This window comes from uncultured Algoriphagus sp. (genome assembly GCF_963974365.1).
Classification (GTDB): domain Bacteria; phylum Bacteroidota; class Bacteroidia; order Cytophagales; family Cyclobacteriaceae; genus Algoriphagus.
This window is the reverse complement of sequence record NZ_CAXBBX010000021.1, coordinates 1-14,046: the sequence shown is the minus strand read 5'-3', so window position 1 is coordinate 14,046 and position 14,046 is coordinate 1. Positions and strand designations below refer to the sequence as shown.

11 protein-coding genes and 1 pseudogene are annotated in these 14,046 nt (G+C 40.4%); 3 read left to right on the top strand and 9 right to left on the bottom strand.

Going from position 1 to position 14,046, the window contains the following annotated elements; genetic code table 11:
- Positions 1 to 38: 38 nt before the first annotated feature.
- Together AACZ87_RS21310 and AACZ87_RS21305 are read right to left on the bottom strand one after the other, a co-directional pair.
- Positions 39 to 1,109: a DUF481 domain-containing protein gene (locus AACZ87_RS21310; protein ID WP_339870101.1), complete on the bottom strand. Its 1,071-nt coding sequence runs from the start codon at positions 1,107 to 1,109 to the stop codon at positions 39 to 41.
- Between the two features lie 103 nt (positions 1,110 to 1,212).
- Positions 1,213 to 4,401: a carboxypeptidase regulatory-like domain-containing protein gene (locus tag AACZ87_RS21305; RefSeq protein WP_339870100.1), complete on the bottom strand. Its 3,189-nt coding sequence runs from the start codon at positions 4,399 to 4,401 to the stop codon at positions 1,213 to 1,215.
- A gap of 346 nt (positions 4,402 to 4,747) precedes the next feature.
- Between AACZ87_RS21305 and AACZ87_RS21300 the strand changes: the two genes are divergently transcribed.
- The 3 genes from AACZ87_RS21300 (at position 4,748) to AACZ87_RS21290 (ending at position 6,986) form a co-directional block, all read left to right on the top strand.
- On the top strand, positions 4,748 to 5,443 hold the full coding sequence (locus AACZ87_RS21300) for a lysoplasmalogenase (protein WP_339870099.1): 696 nt from the start codon (positions 4,748 to 4,750) through the stop codon (positions 5,441 to 5,443).
- Positions 5,444 to 5,584: 141 nt separating this feature from the next.
- A complete protein-coding gene (locus AACZ87_RS21295; RefSeq protein WP_339870098.1) occupies positions 5,585 to 6,427 on the top strand; it encodes a DUF2490 domain-containing protein in 843 nt (280 codons plus the stop codon).
- 283 nt (positions 6,428 to 6,710) lie between these two features.
- Complete coding sequence (locus AACZ87_RS21290) at positions 6,711 to 6,986, top strand: DUF4235 domain-containing protein (RefSeq protein WP_339870097.1); 276 nt, start codon at positions 6,711 to 6,713, stop codon at positions 6,984 to 6,986.
- Between the two features lie 10 nt (positions 6,987 to 6,996).
- Here AACZ87_RS21290 and AACZ87_RS21285 read toward each other — a convergent pair whose 3' ends face one another.
- The 7 genes and pseudogenes from AACZ87_RS21285 to AACZ87_RS21255 all read right to left on the bottom strand — a co-directional run bounded on the left by AACZ87_RS21285 (position 6,997) and on the right by AACZ87_RS21255 (position 13,894).
- Positions 6,997 to 8,340, bottom strand: a complete 1,344-nt coding sequence (locus AACZ87_RS21285; protein ID WP_339870096.1) for a BatD family protein — start codon at positions 8,338 to 8,340, stop codon at positions 6,997 to 6,999.
- On the bottom strand, positions 8,324 to 10,057 hold the full coding sequence (locus AACZ87_RS21280; protein ID WP_339870095.1) for a VWA domain-containing protein: 1,734 nt from the start codon (positions 10,055 to 10,057) through the stop codon (positions 8,324 to 8,326). The genes AACZ87_RS21285 and AACZ87_RS21280 overlap by 17 nt, the downstream gene beginning before the upstream one ends.
- Complete coding sequence (locus AACZ87_RS21275) at positions 10,032 to 11,045, bottom strand: VWA domain-containing protein (protein ID WP_339870094.1); 1,014 nt, start codon at positions 11,043 to 11,045, stop codon at positions 10,032 to 10,034. The genes AACZ87_RS21280 and AACZ87_RS21275 overlap by 26 nt, the downstream gene beginning before the upstream one ends.
- Positions 11,035 to 11,529, bottom strand: a complete 495-nt coding sequence (locus AACZ87_RS21270; protein WP_339870093.1) for a DUF4381 domain-containing protein — start codon at positions 11,527 to 11,529, stop codon at positions 11,035 to 11,037. The genes AACZ87_RS21275 and AACZ87_RS21270 overlap by 11 nt, the downstream gene beginning before the upstream one ends.
- Positions 11,526 to 12,461, bottom strand: a complete 936-nt coding sequence (locus tag AACZ87_RS21265) for a DUF58 domain-containing protein (RefSeq protein WP_339870092.1) — start codon at positions 12,459 to 12,461, stop codon at positions 11,526 to 11,528. Before AACZ87_RS21265 ends, AACZ87_RS21270 begins: the two co-directional genes overlap by 4 nt.
- 100 nt (positions 12,462 to 12,561) lie before the next feature.
- Positions 12,562 to 13,488: pseudogene (locus AACZ87_RS21260) on the bottom strand (MoxR family ATPase).
- 205 nt (positions 13,489 to 13,693) lie between these two features.
- Entirely contained in the window at positions 13,694 to 13,894 is a 201-nt protein-coding gene (locus AACZ87_RS21255) for a hypothetical protein (protein ID WP_339870091.1), read from the bottom strand.
- Between the last annotated feature and the right edge of the window lie 152 nt (positions 13,895 to 14,046).

Genomic DNA, 14,046 nt, shown 5'->3' with positions numbered 1-14,046 from the left:
GATATAAGGTCTTTCATGAAAACTAATGCAAAACAGAATTACAACTCCCAGCCCACAGTGGTCTGAAAAATATAATCGAGCTTGGTAGCCCCTTCAATCGGTTGATTATCATAGTTCATCGTAGTCCCAACTTTCACATAGAAATCATCTAAGAAATCGTATTTCACATCCAGTTTGAAATCCGTTCTGAATCGGTTTTTTTCAGTCAAACTTGGATATGCCATCAGATTAGTAAGCAAAGTCAGATCTCCGATATCATATAGATTCAACTCTGCACCGAGCATGGCTTCCCCAGAATTTCTAGATGGGGTATCATCAAAATAGGATTCAGAGTTTAAGTTGATACCTGTCTGAAACCCGAAGTACGTTTTATTGGTATGGATCAGATATTTACCCAAACCAATTTGATTACCAACTCGACTTCTAATCAACTGCTCCGTATTGGATAGATAAGTAAAGTTGTATAATAGAAACCAATCTTTTGGAAGAAAATAATTGAAAGCGAAGCTACCGTCTGTACGTTTTACATCCTCCACATCATCCTGTGTAGATCTAAGAGAATTATAGGACGAACTGGCTTTCCACCTATCGGCAAGATATCCTAACCCAGATCTAACATTGAATTGTCTTAGGTTATTGGCTTTCGTTAAGCTCCAGCCCAGGTCAATATTTGCCGAAAGTCTACTCCAGAACCCTTCATCCAATGCATTGAGATAAACAACCTCCGCAAGATTGACGATCTCCTTACCTCCCACCGGCTGCTCTGTCTCCGCTTTTTTACCTCTAATACTTCGAAGTAAACTTTCTGGATCATACGTGTCTATCTCAGCTTTCAAGGTATCAATGCTATTAAGCGTACCATTGTAGCGCTTGCCATTCGAGAGGGTTATTAGATATTTCGATTTGGAGGTAATCTTCTTAATCTCGTCCCAGGTGACTTTGAAATCTGAATCAGAATAATCCGTCTCAATAGTTAAGACACCTTTATCCATACTTTTAATTTCACCAACGATTAGGTTCCCATTACTGAGTAATAGTGAATCAGTCTGGGCAGCCGATTCAAAGAAAATCGCGAAAACAAATGCTAAAAACAGTAACCCTTTTTTCATAGTCATAAAATTTCATACCCTTAAAATAATAAAATGCAGTTAGAATAAACAAAAAAAGCACTCCACGGATGGAGTGCTTTTACAAGGGGATTTTAGTTCAGTATTAATTAAATGTATATCTAATACCAATCTGACCTCTCCATCTTGAAAGGAAATCACTTACAAAATATGGCTTGCCATCGTTTAGACCAGCCCCAGTATATTCATAAACTGGCGTTTTGGTAGATCCATTGACCTCTACACGATCTAAATCGATCACTGAGAAAGCATTATTACTTATTCCGTATTGTCTTCCCCACTCTTGATTGATAAGGTTCCCTAGATTCATCACATCAAAAGTAAAGGTAAGCCTGTGGTTAGTATCGCCAGTAGTATTCAGTTTTATTTCATGCATAAAACGAACATCAAGTTGATTTGTCCAAGGCAGTCTGTTTGAGTTTCTTTCAGCATATTCTCCTCTATGCTCGCTCAAATATTCATCATTTTCAATGTATGCATTATAAGCATTCCACTGTGCATCTTGCTCAGCTTGAGTTCCTGTGAATTGGATTTCACTTTTTGAAGCTGGAATGTAAATCAAATCATTCCCGAACGTTCTATCGTTGTTCAAGTCTCCATTCACTACATAAGAGAAAGGAATACCTGATTGGCCATTATAGAAGGCAGAAATAGTTGTTGCAGAGCCACCTTGGTACTGAATTTTATACCCTAAAGATGCTACTACTCTTGATCTAACATCGAAATCCGCAAATCCTATTTCAGCATTATTGCCCCCGTTCACCTGCTCAACATATCTCCAGTTGGAAAAAGCCTGGCTAGAAGTACCACCGTTTACATCTTTAGACCTTCCAAAAGTATAGGCTACACTGGAAGTAAGGCCAGATTCAAAGCTTTTTTGCAATTGAGCAGTTAAGTTATAAGCATAACCTTTGTTGGTATTAGTTAAAAGGATTACATCATTGTAATCAGGATTTGCATAATTTCTATTGAAATACACTCTATCATCTGCTCCTGACAAAGTTCCGTCTTCCTGCTTATTCAAATTTTTGAAATCAATGTTCTTAAGGTTCTTGGTATAGATTGCTTCAAAAGTTCCGATTATACCACCTGGTAATTCATGGTCAATCGCAGCATTTACTCTAAATACTTGAGGAAATTTAAAATCCTTATCTGTAACATTTATCTCCGATACACCTAACGATTTCCCTACATCAGCTGCATCAGCCTGGTTGAACGGGTCCGGCTGGAATGTGAAATCTTCAGGATAATCTCCTGTAGAGGTTTCAGAACTTCTAAATAAAGCAACACGACCAAACTCATTCCCAGTATTGGTGTATTGATTAGAGATCCATACAAAAGGAACACGACCCGTAAACAGACCTAATCCACCTCGAACTTGAGTTTTGCCGTCATTATTCACATCCCAATTGAATCCAACTCTAGGTGAAACCATTAATTGAGCTCCTGGGACTTGATCTGTTGCGACATCGTACTCGGCAAAATCATTATTAAAGTCAGCATTCACCGAAGGCTTATCAGAGAAAGTTGGAATATCCAATCTCAAACCAGCGGTTACTTTTAAATTAGGTTTCCACTGATATTCATCCTGAGCATAAAAACCAAGCTGGAAAGCATTGAACTCCGCTCCCTGCTGTGGATTATCCGTTCTAGAATAAGAATAATCGTAGCTTCTTGGCAATACTTCATTTGCTGTTCCTACAGATTCCCAGTCTTCTAAAGAATAATAAGAATATGCACCATAATTTTGTCTAATGAACAAGTTATAGGTAGAGTAGAACTCATTATGTGTACCAAAAGTCAATGTATGTTTGCCTTTGTATACAGTAAAGTTATCAGTGATAGTAAGTACGTCCTGATCCAACTGGTTGGCTACAGAAAATGCCTCAGACCCCATGTTGATAGATCGTCCACCTGACAATCTAATATTTACTGCAGGAAATGGAGAGCCCAATGGATTTCTATCATCTCTAACACTTGTGTAGCCAATACGTAATTCATTTGACATATTGTTACTCAACCTACTAGTCCACTCAAAAACAGAGGTGTTGGTTGTTGAAGGGAAGAAAACCCCACTGTTGAAAAAGTTTACAGAATTTGGGCTTCTTGAAATACTTACCTGCTCACCGTAAACATAAGAGTGTCTCAAGGTGATTTTATTTTTGTCGTTTACATTCCAGTCCAATCTTGCAAAAATCTTCTCAGAACTCTGGCTGCTACTATATGCCCCATAGGATCCTGGATCGTATCCTAGTCTTTGTGCTACGGACTGAGCTCTATTTAATTCATCAATAGTGATATTAGAACCTCCAGAAGAGCTAGTTGGATCAAAGAGAACCGGAGAAGAATTTCTAGTGACCTCACCGTTTACAAAGAAGAACAATTTGTTTTTAATGATAGGACCACCTAATCTAAAACCAGCCTGGTAATCCGAGTAATCATCCAATTTTGTTCTAGCTTCATTTGGGCTTTTACCAACAAGGTTCTGATTATTGCCAAAATAAAAAACAGATCCTTCAAAACTATTTGTACCTGATCTTGTGACAGCATTAATACCGCCACCTGTAAATCCACCAAGTTTAACATCGTATGGAGCAATTACTACCTGTACTTCATCTATTGCATCAAGTGAAATAGGATTTACTCCAGTTTGGCCACCATTTGTACCATTTCCTGCAAGACCGAATACATCATTGTTCACAGTTCCATCAATTGCAAATTGATTATATCTGTTGTTTTGTCCTCCAAATGAAACACCACTTCCAGCTGTAGATGCCTGAGGTGTAAGTCGTACAAAATCATTTACACTTCTAGAAATAGAAGGAAGGTCAGACAACTGTTCAGTTCCAATATTAGTAGATGCACCTGTGCGGTCAGAATTCATGATTCCACTATTAGAACCTATTACTTCTACTGCCTCTAGCTCTACTCCATCGGATAAAGTTGCTTCTAACGAATAGGTTTGGCCGAGACCCAACACGATCCCTTCATATGATCTACTTTCATATCCAACGAATGACAATGTAATTGTATATGGCCCGCCTACGCGAAGGTTAGGCAAGATAAATCGACCATTTAAGTCACTTACAGAGCCATATCGAGTTCCCGAGGGAATATGTATAGCCACAACATTCGCACCTGGTAAGGTTTCTCCATTTGTTTCTGCTACTGTACCTTGAATACTAGCAGAAGTTACCCCTTGCGACATTGCCAATCCTGTAGAAAGGATTATCAGACACAAAAAGGTTAAACTTTTAAGTAAATTTTGCCTCATAATTTGTACGTTTTGATATAAGTTGGTTTGAAATAAATTCTCTGCAAAGGTAATTTGACCTACTTTGATGTACGGGTACATATCGTTAAGTTTCTTCTTACAAATTTCACAAATTTTAACTATTTGTTAACATGGATAGGTAAATAAAATTTGGTCATAGCTATAAAAAATATCTTTTCTCTATCCTCTTTACTTGAAAAATGGCCCTATTTTAGAATAAAATTTTAGAAAGCGGAGAAATATACACATTTTGATTTTTTTTGTTTTTCCAGCATTTAATTTTGAATTAAATTAAAAGACAAGTAATTATTACACATTTGGAAAATTACTCAAAACTATCCCTTCCTTGAAAAAGAAAAATATACTCTGGCTTTACCTGTTTTTATTTGCTTCACTCACAGATATTGCCTTTATCCTTGAGCAGCAGAACGAGCTAAGATTTTTTTCTAAACCATTGATTATTTTTGGTTTAGGTATGTATTTTTATCAAATCACGAAACCTATTTCTGGCACTTTGCTGGCAAAATCGATTATGGCGGCTTTAATTTTTTCCTGGCTTGGAGATATTTTACTTTTATGGGAGCACCTTTTTATATACGGAATTGGAGCTTTCCTACTGGCACAAGTATGCTATATTATAGGATTCAAGGTGGCGCAAAAAGCACCAGAGTCACTTCAGAATGTGAATTTTGTAAAAACATTTTTCATCAATCTCCCACTCTACTTCATGGCGGCATTCGTCTTCTATATGGTCAACCCAAATTTGGGCCCCATGAGAATTCCCGTAATTATTTACACCTTGGTTATTGTAAGTATGGTCACCACGGCGAGAGATCGCTATGGTAAATGCAACTCCTCTTCCTTCTGGCAAGTCTTCTTAGGTGCTTTTTTATTCTTTATTTCGGATGGAATCATTGCCATGGATAAATTTCATCAGCCGATTCAAGATGCAGGAATCATCATTATGGGAACTTACGCCATTGGGCAGCTGATGATCGTGATGGGGATTAGGTCGCACATACTTCAGCCCATGGAAAAATAAATTTGACTTAGGCAAAAAGATATAAATAGGAAGTAAGTGTTTCCAAAGCGATAGGGGTTTGATTCATTTCAATGTATTTACACTTTGCAAGTTTCGGTTTTAATATTTAGGTAGATTTAAATTTTCTAATCAAGATAATAAATGGATAGAATTGGCTTGAACTCGAAGAAGGCCATCGTACGATCTGGCATCCTAGGTTGTCTGGTAATTGTGCTGTTTTTTTTACCAACTGACTCTCTAAAGGCACAGTCTGATTCTGGCTATGACATTGGCTTTATCCCAGCTTCTATTTCAGAAATTGATGTTGCTTTCCCTCTTATGGAGAAGTGGAAAATATCAGGACAAGTAGATGTGCAGCTGGTGACCCAGGGAGCCTACACCAATTCAAATCCCTATGCCTACGTGCAGCGATTTGTGGTGAGACCCTGGTTGATCTATTCAGGATTCAAACACATGAAATTTTATGTGGGCTACGCACGCAACAAGAAGTACGAGGTAGTGGAAGCTGGAAATCCGGAAATACTGGAACGTAGGCTGATTCTGATGGGAACCTATATGCAGAAAATGCAAAAGGGTAGCCTTTTTGAGCAGGTACGATTTGAAACAAAATTCTTTGATGACAAAAATGGAATAAAGCGAACGATTCCTAGATTGAGAGCAAGATTTGGAGTAAATCATTATTTGAACCAAAGAGATAACCCCATCTTCAAATCACATAACATTTCTTATTACACAGAGATCATGTTCAAATTTGCTCCAAAGGATTATGCCAAAGACCATTTTGACATCTTAAGACAATCGGTTTATTACTCCGCAGGACTTACTAAAAACTTAACTGTATTAACTGGGATCATTGCTCAAATGCAACTTCGCAGCAGCGGAACTCAGTTCGATGTGTATTACGGGCCAACGGTAGCCTTGAAATGGAACTTTCAGCCTAAAGTCAGAGAGACATTTGATATGGTGAGCAACGATGTGGACTAAGTCCCATACTCCATAAATCTGATAAATTTAAGCCCTAATTACTTCTCTTAAACTAATGGACCGTTTTCTGTTATATATATCCGCTTTTGTGCCAGTATGGAGCCAAAAGCAAAAAAGGGATATGTTAAACTTAAGAATTGAAGCCACTTCAGCCTGTCCCGCCAATGCGGGAGTCTTCGGTCATCCAACCTAAAAGCAAAGAAAATAAGGTTAATAGCAAGATTGCGGATAATTCTATAACTGTTTGCGCACAGAGTTTGCAGATTTTTAGAAAAAAGAAGCCATGAAACTATCAGAAAATAAATTCACAATTTTATCTGCAGTGCTCTCTCTGGGAGTGGCAGCACTCGCGAAAGCCGCTATAGATAACAGATACGAAGCTGTAACAGGAGATCCTGCACCGAAAAACCCAGAAACAGATCAAGCATCCTTTGGAAAAGTAGTCCTTTATACAGCGATAACGGCGGCGGTAGGTATCAGTGCCAAACTATTAGTGCGGAAATTTTTCACCAAAAAGTGGAAAGAAATGGATGGGGAAGTGCCGAGGCATCTTCGCTAAAGTCTATTGGCTAAGGATTAATCCATCCGGAATCTACCACCACACCACGGTTCAGATAGTTATGCCTGGCGAATTCCCATTCTTTGATCACCAGACCTGAAAACTGATTTCCATTTCCCCACTTAGTTTCCATCTCAGACACCTGTCTTCGAAGACTTTCAGTTCCATACATTTCTGCAAAAAATGCCGCACTTGGTTCCTGCAGCTCCATAGCATCGATCCATCTATAAAGCTTGGCTGCAGTAGCCTTTTTGTCTTTCCCATGAGCAGACTTCTTAAATTCATGGAAATAAAATTCCTCCGAAATCAAATATGCCACTCTTCTCTCTTTTAAAAAGGTGACGAATTTACGAATCAGCTTGAAAAGTAAAATCAATACTAGTATTCCTATGACAACGACTCCTGCAAATTTCTCGGGGCTCATCCCCAAAATTGTCAAAGGCTTATCTTCAGCTTCTTCAGATACAATCTCTTCCTGAATCATCGCCAAGGAATCCCTTACACTAGCCAAGACTCCCAAATCTGGATTTGCTTCGACCTGAATTTTCACTTCTTTCAGGGTTCGCTTGTACAATTGATTTCTGTAGGGATTATACCAGGTGAATACCATTTCTGGCAAGATGACTTCTCCCTCTTTCTCGAAGAGGTAGCGCATATTTTCTACCCTAGATGCCGAAATAGCCGTCTTTGTTTTATTATTCTCTACTTGGCTACGGGATGGATACAAACTCACATTACTCACAGAATCCCACCTTACAGGTGGAATCAATTCCGAAACTGTTCCAGCTGCCAACCTGGAAATGGTTCTCTCTAACACATCCCCAACTTTAACTTTCAACTCACGATTGCGGTCAGGATTTCCAGACCAGCGCTCTGTCACACTTAGTCCATTCGCTACTAGCCACTCATCTTCAGCAAACTTAGACGGCACCGGCTTGACCTTTATATTTTTCGGCTGGGTTTTAACTATGTGTTTTTTCCCTCTATATTCACCGACTGCCGGTGACTCTACCTCTATATCTAAAGCAGGAAACTCAATATCCTTGTCGGTATATGGGAAGACATGATAGATTTGCTGCACTCCTGGAAAGGTGGTTCCATTCTCAATTTTGGATACTGAGACAGGTCTAAAATATACAGTGAAGGCATCATTGACATTGATATTGCCTACGTCAAGACCTTTGGTGAACCAAGTGGAAGTATAAACCGATACCGTGACTTGAACCGGTTGTCCTAAAAAAGTACTACTGCGATCCACAGTCACATCGGCCCATAGCGTTTGCCCCTGCACTCTCAAAGAACTGAGAGACAGAACAACTAAAATAGCTATCCAAATCTTACCAATTCCTTGCATTCGATTTTGGTTTTATACTGTCTTTCTTTACCTGAAATTCAAATTTCCTCTTCAAAAACAAGGAAGGATCGTCGTCCACTTTTCGCATCAGCACCTTACTATTATCCCGTTGCATAGAGCCCTGTATATCATCTGGTACTTCATCCAGTTCCTTACCTTTTCGGGTATCCGTAGCTACAGTTTCCTCCAGCCGCTCCTGCTTCATATCTTCCTCGGTAGCTTCCTGACCACCACCACTGAGATCTTCCTGACTGTCGTTCTGCTTGTTCTTTGAATTATCCAGCGGTTGAGATTCCTGCGCATCTTTTGGATCAATTTCATTTTCTCCTGCGGATAAATGTTCCATTTGATCCTTATTTTTCGCCGCCTGCTCCAAATTCGGATCTAATTCTACAGCATCCTGAAAAGCTACTTGTGCAGCATCATAATCTCCATTTTCATAATATGCTAGCCCAAGATTATAGGCTCCATACGCTGAAGTATCAGATTGAAACTCTTGGATGGCAGCTTCATAATTTCCCGCCTTAAAGTAAGCGACGCCCTTTCGAAGTGGATCTTCAAAGCGCTCTGCAGCCGCTGCATAATCACCTTGATCACTTAATTTCTGCCCCTGATAATCCTTGGTGTACCAGAGATCCTCGAAACTTTGCACTTCAGAACATGAAGTAAATAACATCAAAACCAGGCCATAGACCACCCAACCTTTTCGAAACCATAGTAAAAGCAAAGCCGCTACTGGAATAATCAGCAGCAAACCAGCATCCCGCCAGTCATCTTTCTTCTCTTCTGGTTTTTCGGTGAAAATCAAATTCTTCTTCACCGCAGTACTGATAAGCTCCACATCACTATTATCGAGGGTCAATCTATTCACTGTAATCCTTTCAATAGAATTTAACTGCCCCAAAACAGCTTCATTTAGGGAAGAAACAATGACATTACCCTCTTCATCTTTGATTGTTCCACGACCATTCACGTTTGGCACATCAGCTCCGGCTGTTGTATTGATGGGCAAAAGCTCAATGCTATTTTGTGAATTTTGTACAAAATCCCGGATCAGATCAAACTCTGCATCTTCTATATCGTCAGACAGAATTAAAACAGTCCCAGGAGCATCAGTCACGGACATTAGTGTATCTGCGAGCGACAAGGCTTCTCCCAAATTGGAGCCAGCAAAAGGCATCACATCTGGACTTAAGCCATCGATATGACTAAGAATGATATCGTAATCTTTGGTCAAAGGAACTATCGTATGGGCCGTTCCGGCAAACCCTATGAGTGCCGCTCTTGCCTGGGGATTTTCCTTCAGCAGGTCATTGATTTTGAATTTGGCTCTTTCCAAGCGGTTTGGTTGGAGATCGGTAGCCAACATACTTTGAGACAAGTCTAGAATAATCACCAAAGGAGTTTCCAGCTCTTGTCCCGGTACCTCTATTTTCTTCCAGGTTGGCCCAGCTAGACCAAGTACTCCTAAGCCCATTGCCAAAAAACCTATGATTTGCATCAAAACCTTCACTCTCTCCGTGCCTTTTTGGATCACATAAGGTCGCAGATGAGGTGCTATCATATTTTTCCAAGTCACTTCTTGACGAATACTCAGTAAGCCAATGATCAAAATCAAAAGCACCGGGATAAATCCCCATAAAAACACTGGTCTCAGGAAGTGGAATAACTCCCAATCTATCGGAAACAAATCATCCAAGGGTGACCTCCTTTCCATTTTGTCGGGAATTACGAATCAGCTGAATTAGGCTTTCAAAGAACATCAAAAGTAGCAAAAGCCCCAAAGCTGCACTCAACGGGTAATAGTAAAGCAAAGTCGTTGGACGGTTCTCAGTCTCTTCATATTCTATGGGCTCCAGCTTATCCACTTCGGTGTAGATTTCCTGCAGCCGGACTTCGTCTTTGGCCTGAAAATACTGGCCTCCAGTCATCTCCGCTATTTCCTGTAGTGTCTCCTCATCCAAATCCACTCCTACACCAGCCGGATCTCCTATCCCTATGGTATAGATTAGTATCGAATCTTCCTTGGCAAGATTCGCAGCATCCAGTGGCAATATCTCCGTCCCCGCATCGACCCCATCGGTCAATAACAACATGACTTTAGTCTCTATAGTGTCCTTGTCAAATAGCTCGACAGATTTGGCAATCGCCTTTCCAATATGCGTCATCTGTCCAGCCATTCCCACATCTGCCTCGTCCAAAAGCTGATTGACAGTGCCCAGGTCAGGAGTAAATGGCGCCTGAATGTATGCACTACTTCCAAAAAATATTAGACCCATCCGATCTCCTTCGCGTTTCTGAATAAACTCATGCATCAACGACTTCACTGCATCCCAACGACGCACTTTAGCTCCATCAATCTCCCAGTCTCTCTCTGCCATGCTGAATGAAATATCCGCAGCGATGAGAAAATTACGGGAAGTCTTCACTTTCATTTCAGGTTCACCTACAAGCTGTGGGGAGGACAATGACGCTAATATTAAGGCCCAAACCAGCATTAAAACCACCCAATTGAAGATACTTCTTCTTCTGACAAAAGCGGACTTTCTAGGCTTTTCACCAGTATAGTCTAGAGCTCTTTCATAGGTTGGCAATCTCAAAGAAGCGCTGCGAATACGCAGTGCAGGCAGTATCCAATACACCAAAAATGGTAAAGGAAGCAGGAAAAATACCCACAGATGTGCTATTTCAAAATTAGCTGGCATGTGTTTTTATCCATTTTTGTGCCTGTGATAAAATTTCTTTTTGTGCCTGAGGATCAGGGAGCCTGTCTTGATAGATGGAGTCAGTGATCTGTTTCTCAAACCTTAACAAGCGTACCTCTTTTCCGGTCTTGTCGAGAAAGCTCAACCAGGAATTCCCATATAGATTCCCTACTTTTTCTCTTCCAAAAACGTGAATCGCTACCCGCTTTAGCACCACAAAAACCTGTGGAAAAGCCTGTTGATTGGACTGAATTTCTTGCAAGGCCGCAAGGGCCTCTCTTCGGTAACGATTGTGAATGTATTTTTTAATAAGAAAAAACAGTATGATCAAAATGCCAAGCATAAGCAGACCTCCCAAAATAGCCCAGCCAATAGTCTCAAAAGTAAAGCCTACAGCAGGAGGCTCATAAATAGAACCCATATCAGCCAGCGGTGGTCGCTGTTGAATCAAGGAATCAATTTGTGTAGTGTCTGTCTGGATCATTTTCTGTTTCTTTTGAAAATGTCTTTTAATTGTTCCTCCACCGAATTCAAGGTATCTATTGAGAAAAGTGGAATACGGTGCTTACTCATCTGAGCCTGAAAATCCAGGTAATCACTTTCAAACCCGGTTTTGAATTTTTCTCTAATCTTGGAGCTTTTGCCATCCACAGTCACCTGCGTTTCGCTATCTCCTGCTACAAATTTCATTTCGGGAATTTCCTTCTCCAGCGGATCGACTATTTTCACCAATACTACATCATTGTGCTGGGCGATTTGGCTAATAAATCGAATTACAGCAGCGTCATATCTACGGAAATCAGAAATCACCACTACCAGGTAATCGTGTGTCACGATATTTCGGATTTTAGCAGTAGTTTCTTTCAATGCATCCTCAATATTGGCAGGCTTGGAATCAATCAACTCATGGTTTCTTGACACTACCTTCTCCAAAAAGCGAAGGATATTTCTCCTATCCCGCTTGGGCTGTATGATATCGATGCCGTTATCAGCAAAAACTACTCCCCCAACCCGATCTCCTTGTTTCAATACTCTAAATGCGGCTACTGCTGCCAGTTCAGCTGCAACCACTGATTTGGTGCGATTCTGGGATCCAAAAAACATAGACTTGGATTGATCCACCACGATCAAGGCAGGCTTTTCCTTTTCTTCCGAAAAAACACGTGTATGGGTTTCTTTAGTACGCGCAGTGACTTTCCAGTCAATATTCCTTATATCGTCGCCTTTTACGTAGTGGCGCACCTCCTCAAAATCCAATCCCCGACCTCTCAATTTGGATTGATGCCTACCTCCTAAAATACTTTTCACCTTTTGTTTACGGGCCACCATAGAAAAATATTGGGACAGGCGCTCCATTCCCAACAGCTCCTTGAGCGAGGTGAATACTTGAGGTGGAAAGGAGTTGGTGGTGGACATAACCTTAGGCTAAATTTGATTGTTTAGGCGGAAAACTTGAGATGTAAGATTCAAGAATCTGGATTTCAGATTTCAGATTTCAGATTTCAAACTTTAAAATCTACCCGACTACTGCGACTACTTTCAACACTTCATCCAAAACCTTATCAGCGGTGATTCCATCTGCATTGGCTTCATAGCTAAGGATCAATCTATGCCTTAAGCAGTCGTGAACGACAGCACGCACATTGTCAGGTGTCACAAAATCATTTCCGCTCATCCAGGCATGCGTTCTTGCTGCTCTGTCCAATGCAATACTACCTCGTGGACTGGCACCGAAATCTATCCAGCTATCCAGTTCTTTGGAATATTTATCCGGAAAGCGCGTAGCTGAAATAATATCTACGATGTACTTTTCCATATTCTCAGCGATTTTCACCTGAGCAATTTCTTTTCTTGCTTCGAATATCACATCTGGGGAAAGCGGAGTTTCTTCCTCTGTTTCTCCATGCGATTGTTCGTTTCTATTCAATCTCAAAATAGCCAGTTCAGATGCATCATCTGGATAACTGATCACCACATGCATCAGGAATCTATCCATCTGCGCTTCCGGAAGTGGGTAAGTTCCCTCCTGCTCCACGGGATTCTGGGTAGCCATTACCATAAAGAGTGGATCCATTTTATAGGTTTTGCCTGCGACTGATACTTGTCGTTCCTCCATCGCTTCCAGCAAAGCAGACTGTACTTTGGCGGGAGCTCTGTTGATTTCATCTGCAAGAATCAAATTACTGAAAATCGGTCCCTGTTGAAACACAAATTTCTCTTCCAATTCCGGCTGATAGATCTCCGTGCCTGTGATATCTGAAGGAAGCAGATCTGGAGTAAACTGAATCCGACTTAGTCCGCAGTCCAGTTCCTAAGCCAATGATTTGATAGCCCTGGTTTTGGCCAGGCCTGGCAAACCTTCCAGTAGCATATTCCCATCTGCGAGAAGTACCAATATCAATCGCTCCACCAGATCATCCTGACCGATGATGGAAGAGGACATTTTTGTTTTGAGATGCTGAATTGATTCTTGAGGAGTCATACAGAATTTTAATAAAATGAATATCCGCAACAGTACCAGTTGGATTACTCTCTGCTTGAATAGATGGAAGACCGAAGACGTCTTAACCCTGGTTTTCTCATCAATTCCTGAGCTTTTGAAACCAAACTGGTAGAAAAGCGAATAGAAATTACATTAAAAAATTAAATTAATAGGTAAAAAAAAGGTTATCCCAACCTACTGGGATAACCTTGAAATCACCTATTCCATAATCTGTGTTATTCTGAAAAGGAACAGAAATCAAGGAAGCGATTGGATTGGCCAATTTCTTAGCCAATTCAGCTGCATCATCTTGTGCAAAAGCTGAGATGGAAAAAAGCAAAAATGCACTAGTAAATAATTTTTTCATGAAAATGCGAGCTATAGTTTTTAATGGGATTTATAGAACATCTGATAGGCCCTTGGAATCAAAATAACTTATGCACAACTGAAAAGTTCTTTTATAAAATCACTACTGTCCGAGAAACGGTTTAAAATTTAGGGGAAACTTCGTTTGAGAAG

Bases quoted from the DNA above. Each gene is read 5' to 3' on its own strand.
- AACZ87_RS21285 (WP_339870096.1), bottom strand. From the start codon at position 8,340: ATGCAAGGAATTGGTAAGATTTGGATAGCTATTTTAGTTGTTCTGTCT.
- AACZ87_RS21295 (WP_339870098.1), top strand. From the start codon at position 5,585: ATGGATAGAATTGGCTTGAACTCGAAGAAGGCCATCGTACGATCTGGC.
- AACZ87_RS21290 (WP_339870097.1), top strand. From the start codon at position 6,711: ATGAAACTATCAGAAAATAAATTCACAATTTTATCTGCAGTGCTCTCT.
- AACZ87_RS21310 (WP_339870101.1), bottom strand. From the start codon at position 1,109: ATGAAAAAAGGGTTACTGTTTTTAGCATTTGTTTTCGCGATTTTCTTT.
- AACZ87_RS21255 (WP_339870091.1), bottom strand. From the start codon at position 13,894: ATGAAAAAATTATTTACTAGTGCATTTTTGCTTTTTTCCATCTCAGCT.
- AACZ87_RS21275 (WP_339870094.1), bottom strand. From the start codon at position 11,045: ATGCCAGCTAATTTTGAAATAGCACATCTGTGGGTATTTTTCCTGCTT.
- AACZ87_RS21270 (WP_339870093.1), bottom strand. From the start codon at position 11,529: ATGATCCAGACAGACACTACACAAATTGATTCCTTGATTCAACAGCGA.
- AACZ87_RS21265 (WP_339870092.1), bottom strand. From the start codon at position 12,461: ATGTCCACCACCAACTCCTTTCCACCTCAAGTATTCACCTCGCTCAAG.
- AACZ87_RS21280 (WP_339870095.1), bottom strand. From the start codon at position 10,057: ATGGAAAGGAGGTCACCCTTGGATGATTTGTTTCCGATAGATTGGGAG.
- AACZ87_RS21305 (WP_339870100.1), bottom strand. From the start codon at position 4,401: ATGAGGCAAAATTTACTTAAAAGTTTAACCTTTTTGTGTCTGATAATC.